This window comes from Chitinophaga sp. S165 (assembly GCF_003182155.1).
In the GTDB taxonomy this organism is placed as follows: domain Bacteria; phylum Bacteroidota; class Bacteroidia; order Chitinophagales; family Chitinophagaceae; genus Chitinophaga.
Map to the genome: position 1 here is coordinate 1,147,719 of NZ_QGTG01000001.1, position 26,763 is coordinate 1,174,481.

Below are 26,763 nucleotides of genomic sequence, written 5' to 3' on the forward strand. Positions count from 1 at the left end.
GCCCTGCGCCCGGACAGTCGTCTGAATGTTGTTTTTCGCTACTATAAAAGCAAAATTAGGTTAGATCTGAAGACGATTTTGAACAATGTATACAGGACGCAAAAACGCGTATGCAGGACGCAAAAACGTGTATACAGGACGCAAAAATGTGAGGACAAAATTCAGCTACACCACTTCCAGGGGCCGGCGACAACTAAATCAGTACAAAAAAACCGGCTGTTAACCAATAACAGGACTACGGGGTTTGTTTACGATCCGGTTTGGCGTTACTGATCCGGGCAGATCTTACGTTCATCATCGTAGGAGTTCTAATATCAAAAGCGGATACCCGTAAGGGCACCTGCCTGAATGCTGAATAAACGCAATTTATAGCCCGATTACGGCAATAAGACAATTCTGAAACTCTACCTTCGCCCCAAGTCAGTAAATGCGAAAAATGGCCTATTTTTAAGCTACAACTGGCCTGTTGCACCAACTGACATGGAATACTCCGGGCTGCCTTTCCTCTTCTGCTATCATACAAACTGGATCATACAAGGCTTATACAAGGCTTATCTTACGTTCATCCTACGTCTTTGAACGTAAGATGAACGTAAGATAAGCCTTGTATAAGCCTTGTATAATGGGGACTCAAAGGAAAGCAGATCACAGACCAAAGGGATGTGTAAGCTACTGCTGCGACTTATACACAGCAGCAAATTCGGTTGCAAAATCCGCGAGTTTGGTACGCCCCCATACACCGTTCCTATGCCTGTTGAAATCCTCAAATAAGACACCGCTATTGATAGCCTGTCCCATTTCCACATACGGCCCCGCGATGGCGGCCGACATGCCCGCCGCTGTCATGCCTGCGTATGTTTCTTCATCGCTGAATTGTACCCAGGGCAGGTCCGGCTTGCCGATGGAGGTTCCCAGCACTTTTACGATATCGGCCATTTCACCTTCTTCGCTCACCACATAACGATGGCTTTTACCTTCAAATGAGCCCTGTAATTCCTCTGCTGCAGCTGCTGCGATATCCCTCGGATGCACCATCACCAATTTAGTCTGGCTACTGTAATTGTTGCCCATGATACCTGAATTCCGGATAGTACCTATATCAAAAAAGAAATTGATATAAAAGATACCTGCCCGCAAATGTTTAACGTCTACTCCATCCAGGGTATTCAGAAGCAGTTCTACATCATGCAGGCCTGCGATAGGTCCTGTGCCGCCATTGAGGTGCGCCCCTATGCTGCTAAGATTTACTACACGTTTTACGCCTGAAGCTTTAATGGCCGCCAAATAATTCTCTCCCGTTCCGGCAATATATTGCCTGTAATTGGTTGTAGCCCAGTTGGGTGGCACCATCGTGTATATCGCGTCCGCACCGGTAAAAGCGCCGGTTAAGAAGGTAACATCACTTACAGATCCTACAGCCGCCTTTGCGCCAAGCGCCTCGATATCTTTTACCTTTTTGTCATCACTGCTTATTACGACAACTTCGTGACCATTTCTGACCAGTATTTCAGCAAGCGGCTTGCTGATATTTCCCAGCGATCCTGTTATTGTAATCTTCATATGCTTTTGTTTAAATGTTTATGCAAAGCTATCTTTGAACAAACTTTTTAACAAGTACCTACGCCAAAGTAAGTGGTCATGACAAAAGCAAAAGCATCATCAACACTGAGCCAGAATAAAGGCATTGCAGAAACGACCTGCCCGATAACTTATGTAATGAATAAGATAGGCGGTCATTGGAAATGCATTATCCTTTATTACCTCATAAGCGGCCCGAAACGCTACAGTGAATTGAAACGCTCTATACCTGCCATTACAGAGAAAATGCTGGCGGAGCATCTGAAGCAGTTAAAAGAAGATAACCTGATAACAAAAAAGGTGGAACAGATCATGCCGCCCATTACGATCTACAGTCTTACGCCATCAGGCGAGGAATTAGGACCCGTGTTAATGGCAATGGCCGACTGGGCTATAAAAGATAGTGAGCATTTTCAGAATCTACGGATGCAAGGTTAAGCTCCATATGCGTCTATGCATTTTGAATCTTCACTGTGCGCCTAACTGTTTTATCTTCCTATGCACAATCATGAGCGGCACGATACCGAATACGCCAAATGAACAGTCGATCATCCTCCAGAAAACCGGGATCTCTCTAACCGGTCCGGCAATTAGTGCCAACGGGATAACTAATACACAGGCAATCATTCCAAATTCAATGACCCATATGTTCCGTACCGGATCTCTTAATGGCCCGATAAAGGAGATTGCGATCACTATATGCGCAAAAGCCATCCAGTCATAACCATACGCCAGGATCGGGTATTGTTTGTTAGTGGAACTGATCGCTTCATAACAAATTGTCAGCCAGTAATAAAATCCTGCATTTTTATCAGGCCACCATGAGCGGACCCATTCAAGTTCTGTTTCAAGGGGAAAGGCAGTAGCGCCACTGAGAACCAGGGCAATCATGAAGAATATGATCCATCTTCTAATGGACCTTCTGTTTTTAACATCGTTATTCATAAGCCAGGGATTAATTCACTTTGTAATACAAAGCTACAGATAAAATGAATATGCTCAACACTTTCCTAAAAAGAAAAGAGGCTGTCTCAAAAGTATTGAGCAGCCTCTTTTTATTCGGATACCTGATGGAATCAGGCAGTCATTTAAGCTATTCTGAAGACGTTAATTTATTTTTGATACATCCACTTCCTATCTATGTGCTGAAATATTTATACTTTCTCATAGTCAAGCAGGATCACTCCTGACTTTGAGGTAACAGCGCCATTAAGTTTGAGGTTAGTACGATCTTTAAGATCTGCAAAAAGGGGCCTCCCTCCTCCCAGGATCACCGGATGCACTGCAAGCAGATAATTGTCAACAAGGCCCAGGTTCATAAAAGTCGTGATCAGGCTGGCGCCTCCGTAGAGCCAGATATCTTTTCCCGGTTTGGCTTTCAGCTCCTCCACCATACCGGCAATACCGGAAGATACATAAGTAGCGTCCTTGCTTTCTTTTGGATGCGTCGAAAAAACATATTTGCTTTTACTGTGTACGCTTTCCCAAAGTTTCTTTTCATCTGAAGATGCATCGCCGGATGGTTGGTATTGTCCCCATAGGTCGTAACTCACACGTCCGTAAAATATAGTGTCTACCCTGGCCAGGAACTCATCAAAGTGTGCCGTTATTCCTTCTTCATCAGTTATACACCAGTCAATTTCTCCGTTAGGGCCTTCGATGAAGCCATCCAGTGTTACTGCAAGATTTAAGATCACTTTTCTCATATCGTATGGTTTATAATAATTTACTGCTATAGTATGAGCCTGCGGATCGAATGCCACCTAACAGGCGCATTTACCCCCTTAAAATGTCTTTATCATACCGCCAGGCAAGAACCAATCTCACCTATCTTTGTACAGGAAATCAAACTGTAATTATACACTTAATAACGGAAATATGTCATTTCAGGCTTACCTAGATAACATTCAGACAAAGACAGGAAAAACTGCAGAAGATTTTAAAAAGCTTGCTACGCAAAAAGGCTTTCTTGAAAAGGGTGAATTAAAGGATAGCGTAAAGGCTACGCAAATTGTTCAATGGCTGAAAGACGACTATGAACTTGGGCACGGTCATGCGATGGCTATGTTTGCCTATTTCAGGGGCAAGAGAGAATAATCGGATGACATCAGTCACCGCTCACGGGCCCTCACTTTTGGCAAGTACCAGGCTTCCTATCATGGTTAAAATGCACCAAAGAGAACGAGTGGCGTAATAAAAGTAACAGTTCCTATAAAGTGAAATCCCTCAGGAAAATTCCTGAGAGATTTCACTTTATAGCTTCAACATCCAATTACTATCCAGTGCACCGGAGAAGCTATTTGCATATCACTGTTCTAACAATTCGTAAAAGCCTACTCAAAGCACAATAAGCTTCTGTGTAGCATTGAGTGCGGTATTGGAGATCTTTACCAGGTATACGCCAGGTTTAAGCGTTTTAGGGCTTATTGTATAATTCGGCGCTGCCGTTACTTTTTGCAATACCAACTCACCAGCCATCGTATAGACAGTGATAACACTTTTTTCCCCATTTGGATTTGTAAAGTTGATCTGCACGCTATTACCGGCTATTGCAGGGTTAGGATATACCTTGAATGCCGGATGTGCATAGGCCACTTTATATTCTTCAGGTCTTGCCTGACCGTGGAACGGCTGATTACAATATAACGACCAGTCGATCCCTGTGAAACTTTCACCATCCGTCTCACTTGTTCTTGCGGAAGAAAGCAGCGCTGCTGCATACCATTTTGTGTTCACGTTTGCCGCGCCTGTTACACCGGTAACCAGTTGCAGGCGATAATCAAATTTAGTCTTCCTCGTTGTTTCTCCTTCATAAATGTAGTTGGTGTTAGTGATGATGGCGATAACTACATTATTGGCAGGAGGAGATGTAAGGTTCAGCGTACAATTACCGCTGGATACATACTGGCTGTACACAGGCGTACCGTTGGCCGTCCAGTAGGCCAGCTGACAGGTCATATTAGCGCCTATAGGCTGGAAGTTGACAGTAACAGTATTGCCGGTAACCGTCAGCGGGATCTGGTTCGCACCTGACCATCCGGGCAGCGTTGTCGTATCTGGTCTGAGGGTACCGTTGCTATTGGTTGTTTTAGCATATGGCGTAGCGATCCATGGGGCTGGGTTTAGCCATGAGGGTTGCCACTCGGCGCCAATAGAGTCACCGAAAACACCGTCCAGTAGTGCCACACAGGCACGCTTCCATTTGCCAAAGTCGACCATTGCCTGTTTGGCCCTGTATTCGGTGATCAGTCTGCGCATCTGGGCCACGCCTATTCCACTTGCGATCCCTTCCAATACGCGGGTAGGTGCGTATCTCCAGATCCAGGGCACAGCGCCGTCTCCGAGCGTATTACCCAGGAAAGTGGGGAATGAGGAACTGTATTGATGTCCGCCGAGATAGGTACGCCATGTGCAGAGCTGCTGGCTGCCGTTATACCTGTTCACCCCTTCTGCTGCCGGTCCGCCGAAACTACCGTCCTGCAACCAGCCTGAATAGCACTCAATAGGCATAAAAGGAGCTATGAAATCAGTGCCGTTCAGAAATCCCAATGAACTGAAGTTGCCTGATCTGCGTGCATCGGCAGTTTGCTGGAACCACACGTTACCACCTTCATGGAACCATGCCGAGTTTTTCACTCCGGGAAGATCAGCCAGCATAGCGTGGATACCTTCATGTGTCATAGCGCTTCTCTGGTACTCACCATCACTACCGGTAAATCCCGGATCGAACGCATATACGGGATAATAGGAAGCCAGGATAATAGGCCAGCTCCTTCCGTTGTAACTAATGGCGCTCTGCCATCCGCCGAGAGCAGTACTATCTGCCTGGTCGGTACACAGTCCGGAGCCATACAGGTATACAGCGCTCTTATAGCCGCTTCTGGCCCTGATATCGGGAGGCCAGCCCATAGTATCACGGAAGTAGGAAAAGTCGGTATTCAGCCGCGCAAGCATCGGCGTGATAGCTGCGGATGTGATCAGAGAACGTTTCCTGGGCCCCCAGCGAAATGTCCACCAGCCGGAAGATTGTGTTCCTACTACCTGCGGACAATCGTTCAGGACGTTTGCAGGTTGCGGAAGACTGGGATATTCTGTTCTGAAATCATAGCTGATGCCAGGTGAGTATGTTGGCCAGGTATAGGGACTGCCATTGCCGCCGCCGGGATTAACAGGTGTGCCCAATACCCGCCATTCCAGGATACCGGTTGATTGCGTAGTGTTGCGCATCGACAAACGTAACCTGGTTACATTCACTGATGTGAAACCGGCTGTGTTGAAAGCATTCTTCTGCAGCGGTACATTGGCCAGCTGAGTCCATGCGGAGCCGTTCCAATATTCAAGGTAAGCTGTTGTGGGCGTCAGTACACCACCCGCATCATCAAACCAGTAAACCTGTACAGAAGTAACTGCAAATGCCTGTGACCAATCATACTGCACCCACTGAATGGAATTGGGATTATTCCAGTTGCCATAAGCACCGTGGCTTTTGTCGTTCGAGTTAGCAGGCGTAAAATCATCGTTCAAAGCAGCAATTGTTTCCCATGAGGAAACATAAGAAGTAGTGGCAGTGGCTTGTGGCGCTATATTCGTTTGTGACAGCGCGACAAAGGTGCCAAAGAACATCAGGACTAACGTCAATGTAAATTTGAGCATAACGTAATGTTTAATGATGAATAAAAGGATAGCTGATCGTGGTTTTCCGAATGAGCATAGAACTATGACGGCATAGATGTCATAGCCGGGTTACATCACTGTTCAATACCGGGAATTGATTCCTTCTAATGGTTTTCGTTGATGACAGGTTTTCAAGACATGTACAGCACAGGGCTTTTGCTCACTGTAAAAGTAGCTTACTTCCTTTTAAGATAGTATCCGGATTTTAACCTCTTCAGCTAACATTTTACCAGGTGTCACGATAACACTATAAACTCAAAAATGACGTTTTAAACAAACTCTTTTGACGTTTTAAACAAAACGACTTCGTGATGAGGTACTTAGCTTTGTCTTGTAAAAATTAAAAAAATGAAAGACAACTACAATGGTGCATTACAGCATCCTCTCCGTTCAGGATTCAACGCAACATCAACTGTTCATGACGTTATAAAAGGAATTAACCTAAGTGGTAAAACAGTGATTGTTACCGGCGGTTATGCAGGTATAGGACTTGAAACCGTGAAGACACTTGCAGCGGCAGGCGCGAAGGTCGTTGTACCGGCACGTGATATTAAAAAAGCTATCAGCAATTTAGAAGGAGTGAACAATATAACAATTGAAGCGATGGACCTTATGGACCCTGCATCTATCAATGCATTTGCAGAGAAGTTCCTTGCTACGCATGATAAACTTGAGATCCTCATCAACAATGCGGGCATTATGTGGGTACCATTGCAACGTGATCAACGCGGATATGAATCGCAGCTTGCTACTAACCACCTGGGACATTTCCAGTTAACAGCAAAGCTCTGGCCAGCATTAAAGAAGGCGAATGGTGCACGTGTAGTAAATGTATCTTCCTTCGGGCATCAGATGGCGCCATTTAACTTTGATGATCCGAATTTTACAAACAGGGAGTACGAAACATTACAGGGTTACGGACAGTCTAAAACAGCGAATAATCTTTTCGCTGTAGAACTTGACCATCGCGGGAAAACATCTGGTGTACGGGCGTTCTCTTTACATCCCGGTTCCGTACTGGGAACAGATCTCGGGCGTGTGGCTCCTATGGCTTTATTTCAGCAGATGGGTACTCACGATGAAAACGGGGATATATATCCTGAAGTAGCAGCTAAACTGAAAAATACGGACCAGGGTGCAGCAACATCTGTATGGGTAGCAACCAGTCCGCTGTTAAATGGCATTGGCGGTGTTTATTGCGAGGACGCAGATGTAGCTGAACTGGATGAAGGAAATATTGTCCATAACTATGATGAACCATCATCATTGCGCGGAGTGAAACCATATGCTGTTGATGCGGAAAGCGCCCGGAAACTGTGGGCATTGAGTGAAGAAATGATCAGCTTATCATTTCCTGCCAACTGATGAAACCCGGTAACCAGGACAAGTCCGGACACATTGTCCGGCTTGTTTCATTTTTGTAGATTTACCTTTTACCTCCATGGAATTTGAAACGAAATATATTACCCCTGATATAAAACTTTCTGAGTTTAACGGCAAGACTTTCAGAACGGAAGTCATGTTCGAGCATCATATGCTGGTTTGGTTCATCTCAGGTGAAACAAAGATCATCCAGGCAGATGCCACCTATACTTTCAATGCAGGTGATACATTCCTTATTCCCCGGAACCAGCTGGCCACTGTGATCAATTACCCGAAGGACGGATTGGCACACAAGGCTGTGGCGATGCATCTTACCAAAGAAAGGCTAAAGGACTTTTATTCCAGGCATAAAGCTGTTGGCAGGGTACAACCGCTTCAGAAGGTATATCGCTTTACGAAACATCCATTACTGGAGAGTTGCCTGGCGTCGCTCATCCCCTATTTTGCTCTGGGAGATCATCTGCCTGCAGATATTGCAAATATTAAAATTGAAGAAGCGATCAGTATCTTAAGATCAATTGATAAAGATGTGGATGGCTTGCTGGCTAACTTTGAGGAACCAGGCAAAATAAACCTGACTGACTTCATGGAGCGGCATTATATGTTCAACATGACGCTGGATAGATTCGGTTATCTTACCGGCCGCAGTCTGGCCACTTTCAGGAGGGATTTTAAAAGGGCATTCAATACGACGCCACAGAAATGGCTAACGGAAAAGCGATTGGAACTGGCACATTATGAGATTGCAGAGAAGCAACGCAAACCAATCGATGTATATGTAGAAGCGGGCTTTGAGAACCTTTCACATTTCTCTTATGCTTTTAAGACCCGCTTCGGATATCCACCGAATGTGCTGCTTAAGAAATGAACTGCCTTGTCATTTAATACAGCAAGCCCCCATAAAGGGGGCTCCATTAAAATACATCCAGTATAACTAACTTCTTTTCACCTGCCGGAACTGACCAGCTGATCTCCCGGCCTTTCTGAAAGCCTAATAGGGCTGTTCCGATAGGCGCGAGTACTGATATCTTATTCTGAGAGATATCTGCTTTATCGGGCGTTACGATGGTAATAGCCAATATCCTTTCCGTCGCCATATCTTTGATAACGGCGGTGGAGTTGAGTGCTACGACAGTATCAGGAAAGTTCTCCTTACTTACCAGTTTAGCTTTCTTCAGCTCTCCTGCCAGCTCCTGTATGTTATTCTTATCGAATGACTGCTGGCTTCCGCCATTTCTGATACATGTGGTGAGGATATCAAAATCCTCTTTCTTTATAACAAGTTGTTCCTTTTCCATTTTTCAATTTTTTAATTAACAATACGCCTACGTCAGGCGCTTTTTTTCAGCGATACCGGCAGCATCTTGGATAGTATCACTTTCCATTTCTCTGCCTTGTCTTCCAGCCGCGGAAGCTCACTGATGTGATTTTCCGTTTGTTTGAAGAACGGGATATCCTCCGGTTGTTTCTCTATCAGAAACTTAAAGTTTAAGGTCATTCTCTCCAGGTATTGCTCCAGCTTTCTTTTCCTGAGACCATTGACCTGGATACGGCCGTACTCTTTTTTCACCGAGCAATCACTTACCTCGTTCAGATCGATGATATATTCGGAGAGTGGGCCATTATTAATTCCGTTCAATATCAGCAGCTTTCTCTGTACACCATCCAGTCCGATGATGCAGCTGCGTAATACCTCCTGGCTTGAAAATGTAAGATTATATTTAGATCCTAACCTGCTGAAATAATCAAGAAGTCGTTTCATTTTCTTTTGCTTTTGTCTGTTTACAATAGCTCTCCGCAACAGGCAACACAGAAGTGCTGCTGCTGAAAGCATTACAGTGAGACCTACCAATGACATCATAAATTTTTACAGGGCGGTATGATCAGCGGTGACCGCTAAAGCGATAGATCAGCAATGCAGGCACGGTAAGGCACAACAGGTAATACCACGCCGAATTGGTTGTCATACCTCTTTCCAGCGAAATAGCGCTTAATAGTGTTAACAGCGCGACAGCCCCGCCATTTGAAACACGTTGTTGTTTCTGATACATGGCAATAACTTTTACACGTTAAATACTAACAGTAAATAAGATGGATACACTTATCCCAGGCTAATGGAGAATTCAGGCCTGGGCAAACTTTTTAAAGTCTTTGTAGCTGGAGTAGTAGTACAGGTCTATGCAGAAAGGAATAAACTCCGGGAATGACCAGGTAAAACAATTGCTGATATCAGGTATTACATACCTGACAGGGAGCGTATTGTTATTATGGGAAATAGTTTTGGTCATTACCCAAACTTACTAAATATATTTATCATAACCAGCGCAAATATTTAATATTTCGTTAATTATTGGCAGGTATTGGCCTTCGCTGGCCGGAACAGGACGGACTATGAGCTGGCTCAGTTCAGCGAGTGTCTGTATTCATTGGGGCTAAGATCTGTTTTCTTCTTAAATATTTTACTGAATGACTGCGGATGTTCGAAACCCAGCAGGTAAGAGATCTCAGAAACAGACAAATGACCGAGCGCCAGGTATTCTTTGGCCTTCTCTATCATCTTCTGGTGGATATGCTGTTGTGCATTGAGGCCGGTAAGCGAGCGTAACATATCGCTCAGATAACCGGGTGACAGCAGCAGCTTTTCTGCCAGGTATTGTACGGTAGGCAAGCCTTTCCTTAAAGCTTCGTCGCTGTTGAAATAAGATGCCAGCAGCGATTCCATCCGGGTAAGCAGGTCTTCGTTCACAGAGATACGGGTCATGAACTGCCGGTGATAGAAACGGTCGCTATAATTAAGCAGGGACTCTATATGGCTGATGATGATCTTCTGACTGAACTTATCGATACGCTGTACCAGTTCTTCTTTTATCTGGCTGAAAATAGCAAGGATGACTTCCTTTTCCTTTTGGGAAAGGTGTAATGATTCATTAGCAGTATAGGAAAAGAAGTTATAATCCCTGATGCCTGCCGCCAGTGAGGAGCCTTTTAGAAAATCCGGATGGATCAGCAAAGTACTACCCTCACACTCATCTTCGTGCCCACCCGTGCCTAACAACTGGTTAGGGGCGGTGAAGGAAAGTCCTCCGTTAGCAAAATCGTAGTGCATTTCCCCATATCTGATCGTACCGCTAAAGCTGTCTTTAAAGGAGATCTGGTAGAAATTCATCATCACGCCGTCTGAAATATCTGCAGACAGGTTTTCATCAGTTTCAGAGAAATCGCTGATGGTAATAAGGGGATGTAATGGTTCCGGCAGCCCCAGATCTCTGTTTAATTCGATGAGTGAATTATATATTCTGGGCTTGTGTACTTTTTTCATATCGCCAATATTCTCTGAAAGTTAGCATTCTTCTATCAGTTCTCCTTCAGGTACCAGACTGCAATCTCATGGATAGCCTGCCGGGTTCGATACAAAGCAATTCTATCATAGTCCTATGCGGGGAATAGCTTCCATCAAATAGGCGCCGCCATGCAGGTAAATGATGTGTTTATTCAGTATGCGTTCCCCGGTGATCGTATGTACAGGAAACCCGTCTACTTTCGTTGTGCTTACTTTTAGCTTCCTGCTAAATTTATGTGCGTCCATCACACCAGTATTCCTTGCAGGATTACGTAGCGCTCTGGCAGCCAGCTTCTTTGCGTTTATAATCTTAAATGAAATGCTCAATAATTCAGATCGTATGCTCATGACAGTTCCAAGTTAGAGAAAAGCAATCCGGAAGAAATATACCAATTAAGAAATACTACGTGGCCCAGCGAAACGATTATCCAGCCACAGGACCATCAGGATCAGCAACGCTCCTCCTCCTTCCCATAAGGCGGCGGGAATAAACTGATGAGGGGCCCTTCCTGCTGCTACGAGCAGTAAAAAACCGGCACACATCACCATTCTGGCAAATACCAGGTAGGATTTAAAGTGCGGCCATTTCTTCAAGACGCCGAAAATGTACATAATGCCCACATATACGGCCGATAAGGAGCCACTGCCCATCAGACCCGGAATTACGCTTCCGGCCTTAAGGGCGTCCTGTTTAAGGCCCATCATTTCATATTGTGACTGAGGATGACATAGTCCGATTATGCCAAGTATCAGACCAATAAGGCCCAAAACTATCACGGTCCAGTCTGATGCATTCCGTTTTGTTGTATTTGCCATTCTTTTGCTCATTTATTACTTCGCAAAATTGGCGGTAAGGGTAAGAAAGCTCTAAGCCAAAACAAGGATTGTTTTAGCCATAATGAGAAATAATAAAGCATCTGAAACGCTGACAATGTATTATTTCCGGAACATTTTTGCATGGACGCTGATATCGGGCATTATAGCTGTAGATCTTCTGGTTGTTGGAATCGGGTATTACGTGTTGCATGGGTATTTCGATACCGGGCATTTTAATTAAGAGAATAATTTGTGTTCTTCTACAATCTTCCAGCTACCTTCTTCTATCTCTGCTTCCAATTCCTGATCGTCCCAGCCGCAATAACCGATAAATATTATGATATCATCCTCAGTTAGCGTTCCTTCGTTGATGTACATCATCGCCGCCTGAAAATCTCCTCCCAGGTAGACGTTATCTGCTATCAGCTCACCTCCTTTGATCAGGCCAGGCCGTTGGTGTATAAAGAACAGATGCTCCTGGTCGACAGGCCCTCCTTCGAATAATGTGAATGGAATACTATCCTGGAACTCTACCAATTCATTGATCTTCCTCGGAAAAGGTTTATTGACGACAAATCCCATCGCTCCCTTTTCGTTATGTTCTGTTATGAAAATAACTGTCTTTTCGAAAATAGTGTCATCAAGGAGAGCTGTACTGTACAAAAACATACCTGCGTTCATGCTGCTAAAATTAATACAATAGCGTAATACCAGGAGTTAAACTTTAAATTATTAATTATTTTGCATGTCTTAATCAGCCCGCTATTTATTCTTAAATCATTCAGATGAAAATACTACTCATCATCATTTTTTTGCTTATTAGTTATGCCGATATTTCCGCGCAATCAGGAAAATTATTCAACATAGAACATAAGACACTAACCACCTACTTTAACGAAGATGTCAAAAACCAATTCAAAAGACGCAGTACGTACTTTTATGAAGACGAAAACTATATAGTAAAAAAAACTTGTCGCGGGGAATGGGGCGGAAGCATTATTTTTAAGAATAAAAAAACGGAGCTTGAATATTTCTGCAGCGCTACCTGCCCGGTTGCTGTGAATAAGATAGATGGTAAATACATCGTCTCTACAACACTCCCGCACATGGATGGAGATTGCGCCATTCTCCAGATCGACCACCCGGACTCCATGGCTGTATTTGTCTTGCCCAAGTCCGAAAATGGGTTTATTCCTTTTGGCCAACCGGGTTCCAGTTCCTACATAGGCAGGAAAGTACTTCTAGATACAGGCCGGGTGCTGATACTCGCCAGTTTCCCATACGAAGGAAAGCTTTATCATATTACAACAGACGGGGAAAAAACCTATGTGTCTAAACTCGAAAATAAAAGCCTGGTAAATCTTGATCCAATTTCCAATGAGCCTCTCTGGACATTTAACCAAGATAGTTTTGAGACCATAGATGATCACTATATCACATTCTTCCGTGATAGGGATGGAATTAATGGCTATCTTGACATGACAGGTAATAAGATCAGCGTTATCAGGTTTTGGAGATAAACCTTGTGAACCATTCGGTTCCCTTTTTGTTTAGTATATTTACTATAGCAGACATTTCCACCTGTAATCAAACTCCTAAAAAGAATCCCATGAGACTACTTCGTCTTTTCACCACGTTATCTCTCTTTTTCAGCGCTATCAGTTTCGTATCGGCCCAGGATACCAATGAGGACATCGCAAAGGAATGGGAAAGAGCTAAAGCATATACCAAGGCCTATCTTGATGCAATGCCGGAGGACAAATACTCGCTGAAGCCAACACCTGAAATGCGTTCCTTCGCCGACCAGGCATTACACCTGGCAGATGCAAATTATGGTCTCATTGCTGCCGCCACTGGCGTGAAGGGGCCTTCAGAATTCGGAGAACTAGAGAAAAGTACCGACAAATCAAAAGCGGCAGTTACCGACAAAGTGCTGGACAGCTATGATTGGGTGATCACCAGTGTCAGGAAAATGACTCCGGAGCAGTTGAATGAACACATCAAGCTTTTTGACAAGTTCGAACTTTCCAGGAGAATGGCACTTGCAAAAGGATTTGAGCATCAGACGCACCACAGAGGTCAGACGACCGTATATCTCCGTCTTGCCGGTGTAAAACCACCGGAGGAAATGTTGTTCTAAGGAACTGCTCTTTCGTCCCATTTAAAGACGGTTATATCACATATTCAGTGGGGAGTCGGGGAATCTGCCGACCTTGTCGCATAAAAAAATGCCATGAGAAAACTGATCCTCCTCTCCCTGCTGTTTCCCCTTCTATCGATAGCCCAGACACCAACAACGCTGGTCTCTTTCGGACAACCCGACAGCCTCTACTCTGCTATTCTGAAAGAGAAGAGGCACCTCTGGATATACAGTCCCAGTGGTGATACCACCTACTTTGAAAAACCCGCCTATCCTGTTCTATATGTCCTGGACGGTGACGCTCATTTTGCCTACCTGCAGACAATGATGCAGCAGTTGAGCCTTAATGGCAATACAGCGCTGCCGCAGATGATCATAGTGGGTATTGCGAATACGAATCGTACACGTGACCTCACTCCTACCAGCGACCCTAAAATTCCTGATTCAGGCGGAGGAGAACAGTTTACCTCGTTCCTGGAAAAAGAACTGCTTCCTTATATCGACAGTAAGTATCCTACCGCTCCCTACAGGGTCTATTCCGGGCACTCTCTCGGCGGGCTAATGGTAATGAACACGCTGATACATCATCCGGGGCTGTTTAATGCTTATATCGCCTCAGATCCAAGTATATTCTGGAACAACAGCATGATACTATCCTCTGTTGACAGTTTGCTGGAACATCAGGACTTTAAGAACAAGAAACTCTATCTTGCCGTTGCCCATACGATGAACCAATATCTGGATACCGTACAAGTTAAAAATGATAAGGCAATGGGATCTATACATACCAGTGCCATCTTACAACTGGCGGATAAGCTGAAAAAACATCCGGGCAATCATCTCAATTGGAGTTACAAATATTTCCCGGACGACTATCATAACTCCCTTCCGCTTATTGCCCAGTATGAAGGCTTGCGGTCGACATTCCGTCAATATTGGTTTCCGACCTACCTCTATCCGGATAACTCACCGAATGCCGACTCTCTGAGAACGTTGATCATATCGCATTATAAAACACTCAGTAAAGAAATGGGATATCCTGTTCGTCCTTATGAATGGGAGTTTAATAACCTGGGGTATCATCATCTTTCCATAAAGAATTATGCTAAGTCGCGGATGTTCTTCGAACTCAATATTGAATACTTCCCTAAGAGTTATAACACCTACGATAGTATGGGCGATTATTATAAGGAAACAGGCGATTCAGCAAAAGCGGTCAGCTACTGGAAGCAATCGCTTGCCATCAGGTTTGTGGCGGGTATACAGGAGAAAATAGATCATGTGGCATTATCTACAAGATAACTATCCGGTATAAAGTAATAAGCCAGCAAGATCAATTGCTGGCTTAACAACTTGCCCTTTCCTAATGGGAGAAATTCAGGAACTACCTCGTTAGGTATTGAAGAAAACCGGTAACCCGCAAATCTCCATCATCAAGGATCGCATCTGGTGCATATCTTTTCACAGCAGCGATCGCATTATCTCTCTCGGCCTCACTTTCGTACATCTGGCTAGTTGCCAGCGTTACGCAACCAGATATCAGTATAAAATATGGCTTACCATCAGATGATGTTAATTTCACAAACTGGTCATCAACCACGGCATCTGATCTGAATGAGTTACTCGCCCTTGAAGCAGCAATTTTTGTTGCATAGCTTTCACTAACAATAACAGTCTGACCATTATCATCTACTAGCTTGAAGCGATATTCCTTGTTCTGGCTGGGTATAATTACAAGTTTTCCCATGTTATTATTTGTCAATTAATGTGAAATAATATTCTTAATTATATCGAAAATAAGAGGTAACAAAATCAAAGGATCGTTTCTTCAACTTTAGCGGAACGTTTCCAAAACTCACTATAATTGGACTCTTCCATAGACCTCATTAGCAATTTCTCAGCCGTCTCGACTACATCACCGGGCCGAATACCTACAATTTTCAAAGCATTAGTTATTCTGTCAGTCACTCCTTTAAGCGAATGCCCTGTAAGTTTCTTAAATTCCTTCGCAAGGAAACTAAAGTTATCATAGAAGGCGTTATCCCTGCCTACAATGATAGTATCCTCATCTATATGCCTTAATACAATCTCCCAATTTATCTCGTCACCGATTGAATATTTATCAATAGTAGTGGGAGGATTTCCTATTAACTTCCTGCTATGTGCATTCTTAATGATCTCATCATCTGTGTACCAAACTTTATTACCGGCAATTGCTTTATTTACCAACTGCTTAAAAAATACTGCAATCTTATCTTCAGATGGATCATCCAACATTGCTGTAATTAATTTGATGACCTTATCTTTCTTGTTATTGTATAACTTCCGAGCCTTCTCTAATTCTCTAAAGTCCTCCATGTCACTTAACAATGAGCTAGTAAAGCCTCCAAGCCTGGACTCCTGTTCGAAATTTTTCAGTACGTTCCGAAGCACTTTTTCTCTACTCCTTTCAAATTCCTGAATGATCTGATCCGTTAAAATGATGACACCGTCCAGAGCAATCAATTCAGACAGCAGTATTATCCCTTCCTTATTAGACCTGTAAAAATCAAGATAAATATTGGTATCAATCAGTATTTTCATAGAGGAATTATAAAAGATGATGCAATAACCAATGCAATAAAGGTGCACCTCATAGATATGAGCAATCATTTCCTTAGAGTTAACAACTATTAGCATCAATTTAGGGTAAAGGTATAAATTCTCTCTGTTCAAAAATTCAGCTAAACCTATGCAAAATCAAAATGAACAAAATGAATAAAACCTGTAACCTGTATATGATAATTTTAGTATCAGATGTTATTTCGAAACTTGCCTCTTCTCTGCCCTGCATTTAAAGCGAAATGTATTAATAAGCTTTATGAAGAATCGTGGAATTACTTTTGGAAGGAGCTTCATTAGTGGTGGCATATGTTTAAAATGTCATTGGGAAAATCATAACAATAACTTATGCCCGCCATATGATAGGGAGAACCATACCGTATACACGGCGTATACATGCTGCATATGTGGACTTGATCCGGTGTTGGTGTTCTGGTGTGTTGTTAGTATGAAATATAAAGAGAGGATGTATTAAGGTGGATTGCGGCAATGGCAGAACTGCTTCAGGGCTGTGCTGAAGCTACGAAAGAGATGTTATGTTCAAAGATATCGGTTGGGTTATACAAATTTACTTATCAAAACAAACATTGTGGCAAAGGTTGTTTATTCCCGTTGAACAGTGTCCTGACAGGAATGTGAGAGCGTCAGGGTTAAAGGCATTTTCAGGCCTGATACTGATCGCCGGGCGTAAGTATGTTTGTTATATACTTTGGGCATCTGCGGCGTTGCTACGACGATAATATCGGCTGCCAGGTATTGCCTGTTGGAGGAAGGGAGATCATGGTCCATGCCCCTTACCTGTAAGGTGATTACGAGCGTTCCCTCACCCGGTACATCCAGTGGGATGTTGGTACCGCGGAAAGGCATCCGGGAGTCAATCGTTATAACAGCGGTTTGTTTGCCGGAAGCCTGACCAGACTGGAAATCTATCCGCGAAGCAATGATCTTAACCTCCAGGGCAGTAACTCCTTTGTACTGCGAAAGGCTTTGCGTTGGAATATGTAATACCTCGTTTCGGAACAGCCTGGGAGCTATCGTGAAGAAGCGGTCTATCCCTGTGTGTTGATTGAACCGAAAGCCTTTAATTGTTGTGATGTTGCCGGCGGCTGTGACGAGGGCCTTGTTCAGACGATTGATATGGCCGCTATCGCAGGCTATATCAAGATCATTGTAGAACGTATGACGGATAAGGGCTCCCAATCTGCTTGCCACGCCAAAGCGATATGCTGCGCTCCGTGTGGCAGGCGTTTGCCGCACTACCTCGGGAACACCTCGCAGGAAGTACTTACCGTTGCGTCTATACCCTATGATATTACCGAGTTTTCCGGTAAAAGGGAAAAGAGAATTTTGTCTTGCCATCAGATTGTTTTGATAGGTATAAAATTAACATAATCCGATGGCACTAAGGCGATTATAAGCGTAGATATTATCCACAGTTACGGGGAGGTGATGTGGAAAATCCAGGTACAGGAGACGATCATTTTTCAGAAGGAGGAGCCGGTCTGTTATTCAAATCCATCTGAAAAGAACTCCTTAGGGCTTATTCCAAGTCCGTCGATGATCTTCAACAGAGTCCTCATCCGAATATCATCAAAGGCCCCTGCTTCATATTTGGACATCCCGGCCCTTGAGATCTCAATATCATAAGCAAATAACTCATAGGAATTAAATCCGTTCTGCTTGCGCAAAGTTTTAATTCTTTTACTCAGTTTCTCCATGAAATCATCATGGTCAAAATGCCCCAAAGTTGCCTTCTTTCGTTCTTCTTTCTTAGGATTCTTAGCCATAGCGCAATTAACTTAATACCCATATTATAAATAACCCTATTTAATAGGGTATAAATAAATATGTATATTATAATAGGCTATTATAACTATTATTCCTATATTTACCATACAATCTTGCATTGGGGGCTTAATAAAAGATATTGACCCTACCGCTTTGATCCCGGCTGGAATACCGGAGGATAGGCCGGAAGCGGGGCAATATACAGCATGGACAAACAACTTAATTATACGATGGCTAGACAAGTAAATCCGGCGACGGGCGAGGATTCCAATCTGCTGCATGATCTGCACACATCAATCATTCACATGGCGACCTTTCTACGCAATAAGATCTGTGAAGAATTTAGCTGGGATACCGCCACCTATAACCGTAAATGCAGGGATAAACCAAAACGGGGCAGATCGTATAGTGAGGCTGAAAAACTGATCATCATGACGGCTTATATGCAAACACTACAAATAGCATTTGAACAGGTAGAAAAACAAAAAAAGTTTCTACCGTAATAAATGCATTGATTGCTATGTTTTAGGATGATTTGATCATCGCCGCTGCCTGCATGGATTTGCAGCTCTTATAGCTAACATCCGGAAAATGTATAAGTAATCGTAGATAGGTATAATTCTATCTTTTTGTGCCCTTCTACCTTTGTGTTGTATTAAACACATAAACAAAATGGCAAAGACAATATTTATTACCGGCGCATCTTCAGGATTAGGCAAGGCAACAGCAAAATTATTCCAAAGCAAGGGCTGGCACGTTATAGCAACTATGCGCGCACCAGGGAATGAAAAAGAACTGACACAATTAAACAACGTTACACTTCTGCCGCTTGATGTGACGCAACCGGCGGCAATACAGGCATGTATCGCCAAAGCCATTGCTTTAAGAGACATTGATGTTGTGTTCAATAATGCAGGACATGGATTATCGGGTCCTTTGGAGACTTATTCTGACGAGCAGATCGCTGGGTTGCTGAATACAAATCTGCTAGGCGTGATCAGTGTTACAAAAGCCTTCATTCCTTACTTCAGAGAGAAAGGCGCAGGGTTGTTTATTAATACGTCATCAATGGGTGGTGTGACCACTTTTCCTTTTAATTCGATCTACCATGCTGCTAAATGGGGATTGGAAGGCTTTGCAGAAAGCATGCATTTTGAATTGTCTAAATTTGGGATCGGCATTAAGAACATCCTGCCGGGTGGTATAAGAACGGACTATGTGGGAAGATCTATGGCTATTGGCACCAACAATACCGCTCCTTATCAGCGCATCCTGGACAAAGCCAATAAGATCTACAGTAGCCTTATGGTGCCGGAAAATCTTAATCCACCCGAGCTTATTGCCGAAGTAGTCTATGAGGCCGCTACAGATGGAAAAGATCAATTGAGGTATGTTGCAGGAGCCGATGGCAAACAATTGTATGAGAGCCGTCAGACAATGGGTGCAGACGCCTTCCGGGCACATTTTGACCAGTTGTTCTTTGGTGATAACAACCACTAAAAGAACTGTATCTCATTAACAAGACAAACATTAGCTTTGTAACGTGGAAAAGAAAGAAAAGATCATCCCCATCAAGACTATCAGTGCATTGCACAGGTACTATCAATGCGGAAGCCCGAAACATCCGCTGGTCAGTGTTATGGACCTGCAAACCATTCCTCACGATCAATTTGAACCGGGTGTGTTTTATAAGATGTCTTTTTATGTAATTGCCTGCAAACGGTTTAAAGGAGAGATCACGTATGGACGGTCAAAGTATGATTTTGAAGAAGGATCAATGATGTTCACAGCGCCAGACCAGGTGGTCAGCTCCGGGCCTGCAGTTGAAATGGAAGAAGGATGGGCGTTGTTCTTTCATCCTGATCTGCTCAGTGGGACTGAACTTGAAAGAAAGATGTCATCGTATTCTTTTTTCCGTTACGAAGCTAATGAAGCTTTACATATCTCCGAAGAAGAGAATCTTATTCTGAAAGATTGTATTGAAAAAATTAAAAGAGAGTATTCACTCAATATAGACAAACATACGCAGGGGTTGATCGTAAGCAACATAGAACTGCTGTTGAACTACTGCAACCGTTTTTACGACAGGCAATTTATTACCAGGGCCAAAGCGAACAATGATATAGTCAGCAGATTTGAAAGGCTGCTAGCCGATTATTTTTCTCAGGGATCGTTGATAGAGTCAGGATTACCAGATGTTAAGTATTTTTCTTCCCGATTACACCTTTCTCCGAACTACTTATCTGATCTGTTAAGTAAGCACACAGGAAAGACTACGCAGGAACATATTCATCTGCAATTGGTAGAGAAAGCGAAATCGTTACTGTGGGAAACCAGCAAGTCCATTAGTGAAATTGCTTATGATCTGGGCTTTGAGCATCCCTCCCACTTTACAAAGATCTTCAAAACAAAGACGGGGAAATCGCCCAAAGAATATAGAAGTTTGAGTTAGGAAGGAAGTATGACGAAATCAGTCGACAAAACTATTTCAGTACAGTCAATAAAATTATTATTACAGCCCGGTTTTCTGTAACTTTCGCCATCTACTATCCGTTTTAAGTTTATGAAAACACTACATTATCCCCTACTACTACTGTTCATTGTACTGACCACTTCGTCCTTTACTTGCAGAAAGGCCCGGCAAGAAGATATTTCTCTTGAAGGTCAACCGCTTGATGTTGTTCAGCAACATGTTGCTGGTAAATGGAAACTGCTCTCTACTATTGGCGGTATTTCAGGCACTAATAAGACAGAATACCAAAATGACTATATCTCATTCAGGGACTTTAAGATCATATGGACACATAATGATACTGTTCGCCTCAATACCGCTTACAGATGGCAAAAGATGACAGATTCCTACGTCATGCTGTTTTCCGGATTCCCCGATTCGTTTCAACCGCTAAAGATCGAACCAAACGATGACCTTATACTTACAGATAATATTGCGGACGGGTATCAGTATCGTCTCAGGCGTGCTAATTGATTGTAACATTTCACCCTGTTAATCCGTTTCACCCCGGACATCCATTCACGTAACTTATATTTCTGCACTTTATGAAACACTTTTACCTGCTTCTGTCCCTTACATTACTATTTGCTGCCTGCTCAAAGGACGAATTCGATCGTTCGAAACCCCAAAATGGCCAGGAGGTTGAATTGTTTGTAGATCATTATATAGCCGGCGGTGATTACCGGGTATTTCTAAGTAATGATAGAGAGGAAAGGCTTTATACATGGGTTGAAAACTTTGACGAACGGGAGATCGGTTATATATATCTGATCAAAGCCAAAGCAGTGGTACCCGAACAACCACTGATGGATGGCCCGTCTTACTGGTTTGAACGTATCAAAACTATCCGCAAGGATAAATACCAGGGAGTTGATACTTTTTCCTTGCCCTTGTTTGGCTCCTGGATGCCTCAACCATTTTTCTGTATGACAAAAGAAGCGGACAAATTCACCTATAATTTCAAATATCCCTTAACACCCGCAAACGACCAGGTCCGTGCTGATCTTGAACAAGCAATTACAAAAGGGCAGTCGCTGGTAAGGACCGGCCCTTTTCTGTTGAACATCATCGTACAACACGATCCGGCCAATTATACCAAAGGATACATTGTACACAGGGTTGCGCTTTAGACGTTGGTTATCAGGCAGAACTTTTTTACTACCTTTAGAAAAAAAGAGATGCAAAATAAAGGGCTGCTTTTTATTCCGGATATAAGTGGCTTTACCCGATTCGTCAACGAAATAGAGATCGATCATAGCAGGCATATTATACAGCAGTTGCTGGAAGTGTTAATCAACTCCAACAACTCAGGGCTGGAGATCTCTGAAATTGAAGGGGATGCCATTCTTTTCTACAAATTCGGAGAACCACTTGAACTGGAAGCTTTGTACAAGCAGGTGGAGAAGATGTTCTGCGAGTTCCACCGTCACCTGAACGCATATGATCATCGCAAAATATGCCAGTGTAAAGCCTGTGTGTCTGCTGTTGATCTTACACTGAAGGTGATCACACACTACGGCGAGTTCACTACTTATAACGTAAAGAATTTCAGTAAACTCATCGGCAAGGATGTGATCGTTGCTCACCAGCTGCTGAAGAATGATATTGAACAGCATGAGTACTGGCTGGTTACGGACCATCTGTTACAGGATGCTTCACCCGAAGAACTGGCGGACTGGATGAAATGGGATGCCAGTTCAAAACTTACGGAAACAGGTACCATCCCTTTTCACTATACCCAGTTAAGTCAGCTGAAGAAGGAATTACCTCCTGATCCCGATCCACAGCTGGAACTATCTGACAAGACCAGGGTTATTTCTGTTTATAAGGATTATGACATTGACATCAAGACGCTGTGTTACACTGTTGTGCACTTTGAATTCCGGCAGCAATGGCAGCCAGGATTAAAGGAAATAAATGAGGTGGAACACTTTCTGCCTGGTGTAGGCAGCCGCCATCAGCATGTGATGGAAAACGGGGAAAAGATCATGATGTTCACCAGTAGCTTTTCCTATGATCCTGATAAAAAGATACAGTTTAGTGAGACAGACGAGAAGCGGAAAAATTCCACCTATTATACTATTGAAAAAGCGCCTGACGGCAGATCCCGGCTAACGATGGAATTCTATCTGCATAAAAATCCCGTGCGACAGGTATTGTTTAATCTTTTTGAGAGAAACAAGCTGGAATCTAATCTGCGCCAGTCGCTGGAGAATCTGGCCCCTATTGTGAAAGCGATGGTATTACCACTTGAGTTCTGAGTATTCGTTGCTGAAAATCAATCGATACATTACGCATTTTATATATCTTGCGCCCGAGGATTATCCCCCTTTCTATCAACCTATGAGATCAAGACAATTATACCTGCTGCTAACGCTTATGCTGGCAGCGATCTGTACGTATGGGCAAACAGCACCCCCTTACAAAAAAGATGTTGATAGTGCTAAAGCCTATCTTACACGCAAGAACAGAGATTATACGAAAGCGCTCCGCTTCTATGAAGCGTCTTTCGCAAAAGGCAACAATGAGCCTGACGACTATTATAATGCCGGCTGTTGCGCCTCGCTTGTACAGAAACAACCGACAGCATTCAAGTACCTGAAAAGAAGTATCCAACTGGGATACATGAGCCAAAGCTGGATGGAAGGCGATAAAGACCTGACGTCCCTTCATGCTGATCCGCAGTGGCCTCTCCTGCTTAAAGAGTTTGATAATCAGATCTTAGCAATTGAAAAGCTATTTGCAGGCATCAAGACAGTGAAGCCATCTGATCTTATTCCCTATCGTAGTGCCGGATGGTGGGGGTATATGGACAAACGCACCAAAAAGGTAATCGTAAAACCAGCCTTCAGATCACTGGGCTTTATGAGCACCTGTGCAATTTTCAAGTACAGATATGAAGATATTGAGCTTCTTATTACATCACAAGGCAAAGTGACGAAGGAGCCTATTGACGATCAAAAAGATGTTGTTTCATACTATGATGAGGCGGAGGAAGAGGCCAAATATCCTAAACACATCAGCAGTAAAGATGGTTTCAAGGGGTTCAATATGGATGAGAATGGAAAGATCACTACATTCTCCGACATCTATACCGGCGTGTCTCCCGTGTTCTTTAATATTTCGGAACCGTTTAAGCTCAATAATGCTTATCATGCTATCGTCCATAAATCCAAGAGAGACGGGATCATAGACCAGCAGGGAAACCCGTTCCCGGGTTTTAATTTTGTGCATAAAGACCTTGTATGGAACAACCGGGTACCGGGCTCATTGAAATGGTTTTATATGACTGATACGCTTGGCAAGTCAGGATTTATAAATGAAGATGGAGATAAGAAATGCTATGGTGAATTGCTAAGTTATCCATTCTATAGTAATGACAGATTTAATTTAAGCGTCCAAAACAATAAAGACAGCAGTGGCATACTGGATGTCAGTACAATGGAATGGGTGCTGAAGCCTCAACCGATCCACATCACGAGGACAGAGATCTCTCACAATGGAGACTGCCATCTGAGTAATGTAGAGATAAAAGACGAAAATATAATCGGTGTTTACTACCTGGTAGAAAAGGGCGAGAACGCGTATTACATAGATAAACTGGGCACTAAATACTGGCCTAAATAAGACAATCCAATAAAGCAATATAGAAGAGCAACCTGCGTTCGTTCCGGACGGGTTGCTCTTTTTGTTATGTATCTCTTTGCCGGGATATTTGGTTACAGTCAAGGTTAACCCAGCGCTAAGCCCTGAATTCCCTCCTTTCGGGAAATCTGACCCTTACTTCGGGAAATCCAGCTATTCTTCCACAGGGCAAAACGTATGAACTTTGAGGTATCAAAATCATTCAAACACAAACTCCTGAAAAATGAAACACGCATTAATTCTGACACAAGATATGGCTACTGCCAGTACTCAACCTTCAACCCGTAAAAATCTTATTGTGCGACTGGCACAACAGGTTGGCGATCTTAATCTGCCTTTCCTGTTTCTTGCAACTGCGATGGCCGTTATGTTACTTTGGGCCGGCAGTTATAAAATGACAAACCCGGGAGCAGAGGGCATCGTACCACTTGTAACGAATAGTCCTTTGATCAGCTGGCATTTCAAATTCTTCGGTCCCTATATTGGTTCCGATCTGATCGGGCTTACGGAAATAACGGCTGCGGTACTAATCCTGATTGGACTATTTAAACCAAAGGCTGGAATTGTAGGCGGATTTATTGGCGTGGTTATGTTCTTTGTTACCAGTACCATGGTAATCACCACACCTGACGCAATTACGCACGTGAATGGCATGGGTTACCTATCCTTCATGGGATTGTTCCTGTTCAAAGATCTAATAGCACTTGGCGCTTCTCTTTATCTTATCAGTTACTTTGGCAAGAAGGCAATAAATGAAGAAAATAAGGGGAAATAGGCCCCTGAAGCATGGCTTTGATACGAAGACGGTTGTTTTGTTCCGGTGGGATTACGCAAACCTGTAGTTGATGTTGCGCCCTGTTTCATAAAGATGAACAGGGCGCTTTTATTTTATACCGATCATTTAATGATCTTCTCGATCCAATTTTTAGTTGCTTCAATCAACAAAGGCATCGTATCTACCTTCCTACCAGCTTTAAACGAATGATCGGCGCCTTCCAGTTTGACAAGGCTGGCCTTTTTCAATGGCTTGCATACTGCTTCAATCAGGTCCCATGTAGCCAATGTGTCTTTCGTTCCTTGCAAAAACAACATAGGAACTTTTACATCTTTCAGATGTTCCGCACGATCGGTCGAGGGTTTACCTGCAGGATGCAAAGGGAAACCATAGAAAATAATTCCTTTCACATCCTTACGCTGATGTAATGCCAGGTATTGAGAGGACATCCGACCTCCGAATGATTTTCCGGATATAAGTAACGGAAACGAAGGATATAACTCAAGTGCTTTATCAATAGCAGCTTCTATTGTCTGATGGGCTACAGCAGGTGTATCGGGCCTCATCTTCTTTTGCTCAGTGAAAGGAAAATTAAAGCGCAGCGTAGCAATACCCACTTCTGCCAGGCCTGCTGCCAACGTTGCCATAAATGCATGATCCATACCGGCTCCTGCCCCATGAGCTAGTGTCATGATACAGGTCGCATTTTTTGGGACCATTGATATTGCGGATACTTTTCCCGGGGCAGGCGATATAGTTAGTGACAGAGACTTTGTAGCCATAATTCATCGTTTATAAGAATCAAAGATAAGAATGGTTATGAATTGTTTGGGGCCTCTGACTGCATGCAGTTATAAACATGAACACATATCATTGCGTTAACATATCTTTGCTTCCATATTACCAATACCTGTGTAATGACAACCCTAGCTGTTATATTTCAATTGTTCATTCTGGTTGCATGCCTGCGCTCATCTCAAAGCAGAAATTATACAAAAAAAGAACGGTCAAGGCAGTTGACGTTCACAATTATGAATTATCCTGAGTGGGAAGACTTCTGGATAAAATTCAAGTTCGCTTTTTTACAGAAAAGCAATCTTCAGATATTAGGACTTGTAAATTTTCCCTTGTTGCAGAATGATGAAAATGTGGGCGACATTGAGTTCCTGGATAAATGGGCATCACAGCTTAATGGTATTGAAACTGCAACAGAACCGGTAGAAGTTGAAGATTTCCCTTCATATGCAAAACACATTGCTCATATGGATACAGTGCGGCATATCAACTTTGAGCAGATGGATCTATATTTTGCAAGAGTAAATGGTTACTACCGGCTTGTTCAGATAATAACTCCGCGATAAATAATAAACGACCGCACTATGTCTGACAAAAAACGCCCATCCGGACCATACGGGAAAACTTCCTGATGAGAAAGGCCGCAAAAAAATGCTCGATTTCATCCAGCAACTGTAAAAGTCTGCTACCTTTACGTCTCCATATACCACCAGTCA

General features: G+C 43.3%; 33 protein-coding genes. 16 read left to right on the forward strand and 17 right to left on the reverse strand.

Annotated elements, in window-relative coordinates; translation table 11 throughout:
- Nucleotides 1-669 precede the first annotated feature (669 nt).
- Nucleotides 670-1,560 carry an NAD(P)H-binding protein gene (locus C7475_RS04070; protein ID WP_110051351.1) on the reverse strand — a complete coding sequence of 297 codons (891 nt, stop codon included), beginning with the start codon at nt 1,558-1,560 and terminating at the stop codon, nt 670-672.
- 78 nt (nt 1,561-1,638) lie between these two features.
- Here C7475_RS04070 and C7475_RS04075 point away from each other — a divergent pair, with 78 nt between their 5' ends.
- Nucleotides 1,639-2,016, forward strand: coding sequence for a helix-turn-helix domain-containing protein (locus C7475_RS04075; RefSeq protein WP_110051353.1), 378 nt, complete (start codon nt 1,639-1,641; stop codon nt 2,014-2,016).
- 30 nt (nt 2,017-2,046) lie between these two features.
- Here the strand turns inward: C7475_RS04075 and C7475_RS04080 are convergent, their stop codons facing one another.
- Both C7475_RS04080 and C7475_RS04085 read right to left on the reverse strand, forming a co-directional pair.
- Entirely contained in the window at nt 2,047-2,523 is a 477-nt protein-coding gene (locus C7475_RS04080) for a hypothetical protein (RefSeq protein ID WP_110051356.1), read from the reverse strand.
- Between the two features lie 209 nt (nt 2,524-2,732).
- Nucleotides 2,733-3,284, reverse strand: a complete 552-nt coding sequence (locus C7475_RS04085) for a dihydrofolate reductase family protein (RefSeq protein WP_110052806.1) — start codon at nt 3,282-3,284, stop codon at nt 2,733-2,735.
- A gap of 172 nt (nt 3,285-3,456) precedes the next feature.
- On the opposite strand from C7475_RS04085, the gene C7475_RS04090 reads away from it, so the two are divergent.
- A complete protein-coding gene (locus tag C7475_RS04090) occupies nt 3,457-3,675 on the forward strand; it encodes a DUF4287 domain-containing protein (RefSeq protein WP_110051358.1) in 219 nt (72 codons plus the stop codon).
- 240 nt (nt 3,676-3,915) lie between these two features.
- Here C7475_RS04090 and C7475_RS04095 read toward each other — a convergent pair whose 3' ends face one another.
- On the reverse strand, nt 3,916-6,231 hold the full coding sequence (locus C7475_RS04095; RefSeq protein ID WP_110051360.1) for a T9SS type A sorting domain-containing protein: 2,316 nt from the start codon (nt 6,229-6,231) through the stop codon (nt 3,916-3,918).
- A 369-nt stretch (nt 6,232-6,600) separates the two neighbouring features.
- Here C7475_RS04095 and C7475_RS04100 point away from each other — a divergent pair, with 369 nt between their 5' ends.
- Together C7475_RS04100 and C7475_RS04105 are read left to right on the forward strand one after the other, a co-directional pair.
- Complete coding sequence (locus tag C7475_RS04100) at nt 6,601-7,617, forward strand: SDR family NAD(P)-dependent oxidoreductase (RefSeq protein WP_110051362.1); 1,017 nt, start codon at nt 6,601-6,603, stop codon at nt 7,615-7,617.
- Between the two features lie 76 nt (nt 7,618-7,693).
- Nucleotides 7,694-8,503 (forward strand): AraC family transcriptional regulator, encoded by an 810-nt coding sequence (locus C7475_RS04105; RefSeq protein ID WP_110051364.1) that lies wholly within the window; start codon nt 7,694-7,696, stop codon nt 8,501-8,503.
- A gap of 46 nt (nt 8,504-8,549) precedes the next feature.
- Here the strand turns inward: C7475_RS04105 and C7475_RS04110 are convergent, their stop codons facing one another.
- From C7475_RS04110 to C7475_RS04135, 8 genes are all read right to left on the reverse strand, one after another.
- The gene (locus C7475_RS04110; protein WP_110051367.1) at nt 8,550-8,933 is read right to left on the reverse strand and encodes a GreA/GreB family elongation factor; all 384 of its coding nucleotides are present in this window, start codon (nt 8,931-8,933) and stop codon (nt 8,550-8,552) included.
- Nucleotides 8,934-8,965: 32 nt separating this feature from the next.
- Complete coding sequence (locus C7475_RS04115; RefSeq protein WP_110051370.1) at nt 8,966-9,397, reverse strand: hypothetical protein; 432 nt, start codon at nt 9,395-9,397, stop codon at nt 8,966-8,968.
- A 121-nt stretch (nt 9,398-9,518) separates the two neighbouring features.
- Complete coding sequence (locus C7475_RS32900) at nt 9,519-9,686, reverse strand: hypothetical protein (RefSeq protein WP_158286418.1); 168 nt, start codon at nt 9,684-9,686, stop codon at nt 9,519-9,521.
- Nucleotides 9,687-9,758: 72 nt separating this feature from the next.
- Nucleotides 9,759-9,923, reverse strand: a complete 165-nt coding sequence (locus C7475_RS32905) for a hypothetical protein (protein ID WP_158286419.1) — start codon at nt 9,921-9,923, stop codon at nt 9,759-9,761.
- 113 nt (nt 9,924-10,036) lie between these two features.
- Nucleotides 10,037-10,954, reverse strand: coding sequence for an AraC family transcriptional regulator (locus C7475_RS04120; RefSeq protein ID WP_110051372.1), 918 nt, complete (start codon nt 10,952-10,954; stop codon nt 10,037-10,039).
- Between the two features lie 105 nt (nt 10,955-11,059).
- A complete protein-coding gene (locus tag C7475_RS04125) occupies nt 11,060-11,323 on the reverse strand; it encodes a hypothetical protein (RefSeq protein ID WP_110051375.1) in 264 nt (87 codons plus the stop codon).
- A 45-nt stretch (nt 11,324-11,368) separates the two neighbouring features.
- Nucleotides 11,369-11,791 (reverse strand): hypothetical protein, encoded by a 423-nt coding sequence (locus C7475_RS04130; RefSeq protein ID WP_110051377.1) that lies wholly within the window; start codon nt 11,789-11,791, stop codon nt 11,369-11,371.
- Nucleotides 11,792-12,028: 237 nt separating this feature from the next.
- Nucleotides 12,029-12,472, reverse strand: a complete 444-nt coding sequence (locus C7475_RS04135; protein WP_110051380.1) for a YqgE/AlgH family protein — start codon at nt 12,470-12,472, stop codon at nt 12,029-12,031.
- Nucleotides 12,473-12,576: 104 nt separating this feature from the next.
- On the opposite strand from C7475_RS04135, the gene C7475_RS04140 reads away from it, so the two are divergent.
- From C7475_RS04140 to C7475_RS04150, 3 genes are all read left to right on the forward strand, one after another.
- Complete coding sequence (locus tag C7475_RS04140) at nt 12,577-13,311, forward strand: hypothetical protein (protein WP_110051382.1); 735 nt, start codon at nt 12,577-12,579, stop codon at nt 13,309-13,311.
- An 89-nt stretch (nt 13,312-13,400) separates the two neighbouring features.
- Nucleotides 13,401-13,931, forward strand: coding sequence for a DinB family protein (locus tag C7475_RS04145; protein ID WP_110051384.1), 531 nt, complete (start codon nt 13,401-13,403; stop codon nt 13,929-13,931).
- 93 nt (nt 13,932-14,024) lie between these two features.
- Complete coding sequence (locus C7475_RS04150) at nt 14,025-15,233, forward strand: alpha/beta hydrolase-fold protein (RefSeq protein WP_110051386.1); 1,209 nt, start codon at nt 14,025-14,027, stop codon at nt 15,231-15,233.
- Nucleotides 15,234-15,315: 82 nt separating this feature from the next.
- Here the strand turns inward: C7475_RS04150 and C7475_RS04155 are convergent, their stop codons facing one another.
- The 4 genes from C7475_RS04155 to C7475_RS04170 all read right to left on the reverse strand — a co-directional run bounded on the left by C7475_RS04155 (nt 15,316) and on the right by C7475_RS04170 (nt 18,319).
- Complete coding sequence (locus tag C7475_RS04155) at nt 15,316-15,678, reverse strand: YegP family protein (protein ID WP_110051388.1); 363 nt, start codon at nt 15,676-15,678, stop codon at nt 15,316-15,318.
- Between the two features lie 65 nt (nt 15,679-15,743).
- Nucleotides 15,744-16,514 (reverse strand): PIN domain-containing protein, encoded by a 771-nt coding sequence (locus tag C7475_RS04160; protein ID WP_146217457.1) that lies wholly within the window; start codon nt 16,512-16,514, stop codon nt 15,744-15,746.
- Between the two features lie 621 nt (nt 16,515-17,135).
- On the reverse strand, nt 17,136-17,891 hold the full coding sequence (locus C7475_RS04165) for a hypothetical protein (protein ID WP_110051393.1): 756 nt from the start codon (nt 17,889-17,891) through the stop codon (nt 17,136-17,138).
- Between the two features lie 146 nt (nt 17,892-18,037).
- Nucleotides 18,038-18,319 carry a helix-turn-helix domain-containing protein gene (locus tag C7475_RS04170; protein ID WP_110051396.1) on the reverse strand — a complete coding sequence of 94 codons (282 nt, stop codon included), beginning with the start codon at nt 18,317-18,319 and terminating at the stop codon, nt 18,038-18,040.
- 231 nt (nt 18,320-18,550) lie between these two features.
- Between C7475_RS04170 and C7475_RS04175 the strand changes: the two genes are divergently transcribed.
- From C7475_RS04175 to C7475_RS04210, 8 genes are all read left to right on the forward strand, one after another.
- Nucleotides 18,551-18,823: a hypothetical protein gene (locus tag C7475_RS04175; protein ID WP_146217458.1), complete on the forward strand. Its 273-nt coding sequence runs from the start codon at nt 18,551-18,553 to the stop codon at nt 18,821-18,823.
- 169 nt (nt 18,824-18,992) lie between these two features.
- Nucleotides 18,993-19,820 (forward strand): SDR family oxidoreductase, encoded by an 828-nt coding sequence (locus C7475_RS04180; protein ID WP_110051401.1) that lies wholly within the window; start codon nt 18,993-18,995, stop codon nt 19,818-19,820.
- 43 nt (nt 19,821-19,863) lie between these two features.
- Entirely contained in the window at nt 19,864-20,772 is a 909-nt protein-coding gene (locus tag C7475_RS04185; protein ID WP_233259758.1) for an AraC family transcriptional regulator, read from the forward strand.
- 111 nt (nt 20,773-20,883) lie between these two features.
- Complete coding sequence (locus C7475_RS04190; RefSeq protein WP_110051403.1) at nt 20,884-21,306, forward strand: hypothetical protein; 423 nt, start codon at nt 20,884-20,886, stop codon at nt 21,304-21,306.
- A gap of 71 nt (nt 21,307-21,377) precedes the next feature.
- Nucleotides 21,378-21,962: a hypothetical protein gene (locus C7475_RS04195; RefSeq protein ID WP_110051406.1), complete on the forward strand. Its 585-nt coding sequence runs from the start codon at nt 21,378-21,380 to the stop codon at nt 21,960-21,962.
- A gap of 48 nt (nt 21,963-22,010) precedes the next feature.
- A complete protein-coding gene (locus C7475_RS04200) occupies nt 22,011-23,093 on the forward strand; it encodes a DUF2652 domain-containing protein (RefSeq protein WP_110052808.1) in 1,083 nt (360 codons plus the stop codon).
- Between the two features lie 82 nt (nt 23,094-23,175).
- Entirely contained in the window at nt 23,176-24,459 is a 1,284-nt protein-coding gene (locus C7475_RS04205; RefSeq protein WP_146217459.1) for a hypothetical protein, read from the forward strand.
- A 241-nt stretch (nt 24,460-24,700) separates the two neighbouring features.
- Nucleotides 24,701-25,252, forward strand: coding sequence for a DUF417 family protein (locus tag C7475_RS04210; RefSeq protein ID WP_110051411.1), 552 nt, complete (start codon nt 24,701-24,703; stop codon nt 25,250-25,252).
- A 122-nt stretch (nt 25,253-25,374) separates the two neighbouring features.
- On the opposite strand, the gene C7475_RS04215 is transcribed toward C7475_RS04210, so the two are convergent.
- Nucleotides 25,375-25,944 (reverse strand): alpha/beta family hydrolase, encoded by a 570-nt coding sequence (locus C7475_RS04215; RefSeq protein WP_233259759.1) that lies wholly within the window; start codon nt 25,942-25,944, stop codon nt 25,375-25,377.
- Nucleotides 25,945-26,283: 339 nt separating this feature from the next.
- Between C7475_RS04215 and C7475_RS04220 the strand changes: the two genes are divergently transcribed.
- Entirely contained in the window at nt 26,284-26,613 is a 330-nt protein-coding gene (locus C7475_RS04220; protein ID WP_110051416.1) for a hypothetical protein, read from the forward strand.
- Nucleotides 26,614-26,763: the final 150 nt, after the last annotated feature.

Coding starts and splice junctions, on each gene's coding strand:
- C7475_RS04195 (WP_110051406.1), top strand. CDS start 21,378: ATGAAACACTTTTACCTGCTTCTGTCCCTTACATTACTATTTGCTGCC.
- C7475_RS04070 (WP_110051351.1), bottom strand. CDS start 1,560: ATGAAGATTACAATAACAGGATCGCTGGGAAATATCAGCAAGCCGCTT.
- C7475_RS04180 (WP_110051401.1), top strand. CDS start 18,993: ATGGCAAAGACAATATTTATTACCGGCGCATCTTCAGGATTAGGCAAG.
- C7475_RS04170 (WP_110051396.1), bottom strand. CDS start 18,319: ATGGCTAAGAATCCTAAGAAAGAAGAACGAAAGAAGGCAACTTTGGGG.
- C7475_RS04090 (WP_110051358.1), top strand. CDS start 3,457: ATGTCATTTCAGGCTTACCTAGATAACATTCAGACAAAGACAGGAAAA.
- C7475_RS04140 (WP_110051382.1), top strand. CDS start 12,577: ATGAAAATACTACTCATCATCATTTTTTTGCTTATTAGTTATGCCGAT.
- C7475_RS04220 (WP_110051416.1), top strand. CDS start 26,284: ATGAATTATCCTGAGTGGGAAGACTTCTGGATAAAATTCAAGTTCGCT.
- C7475_RS32900 (WP_158286418.1), bottom strand. CDS start 9,686: ATGTATCAGAAACAACAACGTGTTTCAAATGGCGGGGCTGTCGCGCTG.
- C7475_RS04080 (WP_110051356.1), bottom strand. CDS start 2,523: ATGAATAACGATGTTAAAAACAGAAGGTCCATTAGAAGATGGATCATA.
- C7475_RS04145 (WP_110051384.1), top strand. CDS start 13,401: ATGAGACTACTTCGTCTTTTCACCACGTTATCTCTCTTTTTCAGCGCT.
- C7475_RS04160 (WP_146217457.1), bottom strand. CDS start 16,514: ATGAAAATACTGATTGATACCAATATTTATCTTGATTTTTACAGGTCT.
- C7475_RS04110 (WP_110051367.1), bottom strand. CDS start 8,933: ATGGAAAAGGAACAACTTGTTATAAAGAAAGAGGATTTTGATATCCTC.
- C7475_RS04125 (WP_110051375.1), bottom strand. CDS start 11,323: ATGAGCATACGATCTGAATTATTGAGCATTTCATTTAAGATTATAAAC.
- C7475_RS04155 (WP_110051388.1), bottom strand. CDS start 15,678: ATGGGAAAACTTGTAATTATACCCAGCCAGAACAAGGAATATCGCTTC.
- C7475_RS04105 (WP_110051364.1), top strand. CDS start 7,694: ATGGAATTTGAAACGAAATATATTACCCCTGATATAAAACTTTCTGAG.
- C7475_RS04115 (WP_110051370.1), bottom strand. CDS start 9,397: ATGAAACGACTTCTTGATTATTTCAGCAGGTTAGGATCTAAATATAAT.
- C7475_RS32905 (WP_158286419.1), bottom strand. CDS start 9,923: ATGACCAAAACTATTTCCCATAATAACAATACGCTCCCTGTCAGGTAT.
- C7475_RS04135 (WP_110051380.1), bottom strand. CDS start 12,472: ATGAACGCAGGTATGTTTTTGTACAGTACAGCTCTCCTTGATGACACT.
- C7475_RS04175 (WP_146217458.1), top strand. CDS start 18,551: ATGGCTAGACAAGTAAATCCGGCGACGGGCGAGGATTCCAATCTGCTG.
- C7475_RS04120 (WP_110051372.1), bottom strand. CDS start 10,954: ATGAAAAAAGTACACAAGCCCAGAATATATAATTCACTCATCGAATTA.
- C7475_RS04190 (WP_110051403.1), top strand. CDS start 20,884: ATGAAAACACTACATTATCCCCTACTACTACTGTTCATTGTACTGACC.
- C7475_RS04210 (WP_110051411.1), top strand. CDS start 24,701: ATGAAACACGCATTAATTCTGACACAAGATATGGCTACTGCCAGTACT.
- C7475_RS04205 (WP_146217459.1), top strand. CDS start 23,176: ATGAGATCAAGACAATTATACCTGCTGCTAACGCTTATGCTGGCAGCG.
- C7475_RS04130 (WP_110051377.1), bottom strand. CDS start 11,791: ATGGCAAATACAACAAAACGGAATGCATCAGACTGGACCGTGATAGTT.
- C7475_RS04150 (WP_110051386.1), top strand. CDS start 14,025: ATGAGAAAACTGATCCTCCTCTCCCTGCTGTTTCCCCTTCTATCGATA.
- C7475_RS04085 (WP_110052806.1), bottom strand. CDS start 3,284: ATGAGAAAAGTGATCTTAAATCTTGCAGTAACACTGGATGGCTTCATC.
- C7475_RS04165 (WP_110051393.1), bottom strand. CDS start 17,891: ATGGCAAGACAAAATTCTCTTTTCCCTTTTACCGGAAAACTCGGTAAT.
- C7475_RS04100 (WP_110051362.1), top strand. CDS start 6,601: ATGAAAGACAACTACAATGGTGCATTACAGCATCCTCTCCGTTCAGGA.
- C7475_RS04215 (WP_233259759.1), bottom strand. CDS start 25,944: ATGACACTAGCTCATGGGGCAGGAGCCGGTATGGATCATGCATTTATG.
- C7475_RS04095 (WP_110051360.1), bottom strand. CDS start 6,231: ATGCTCAAATTTACATTGACGTTAGTCCTGATGTTCTTTGGCACCTTT.
- C7475_RS04075 (WP_110051353.1), top strand. CDS start 1,639: ATGACAAAAGCAAAAGCATCATCAACACTGAGCCAGAATAAAGGCATT.
- C7475_RS04200 (WP_110052808.1), top strand. CDS start 22,011: ATGCAAAATAAAGGGCTGCTTTTTATTCCGGATATAAGTGGCTTTACC.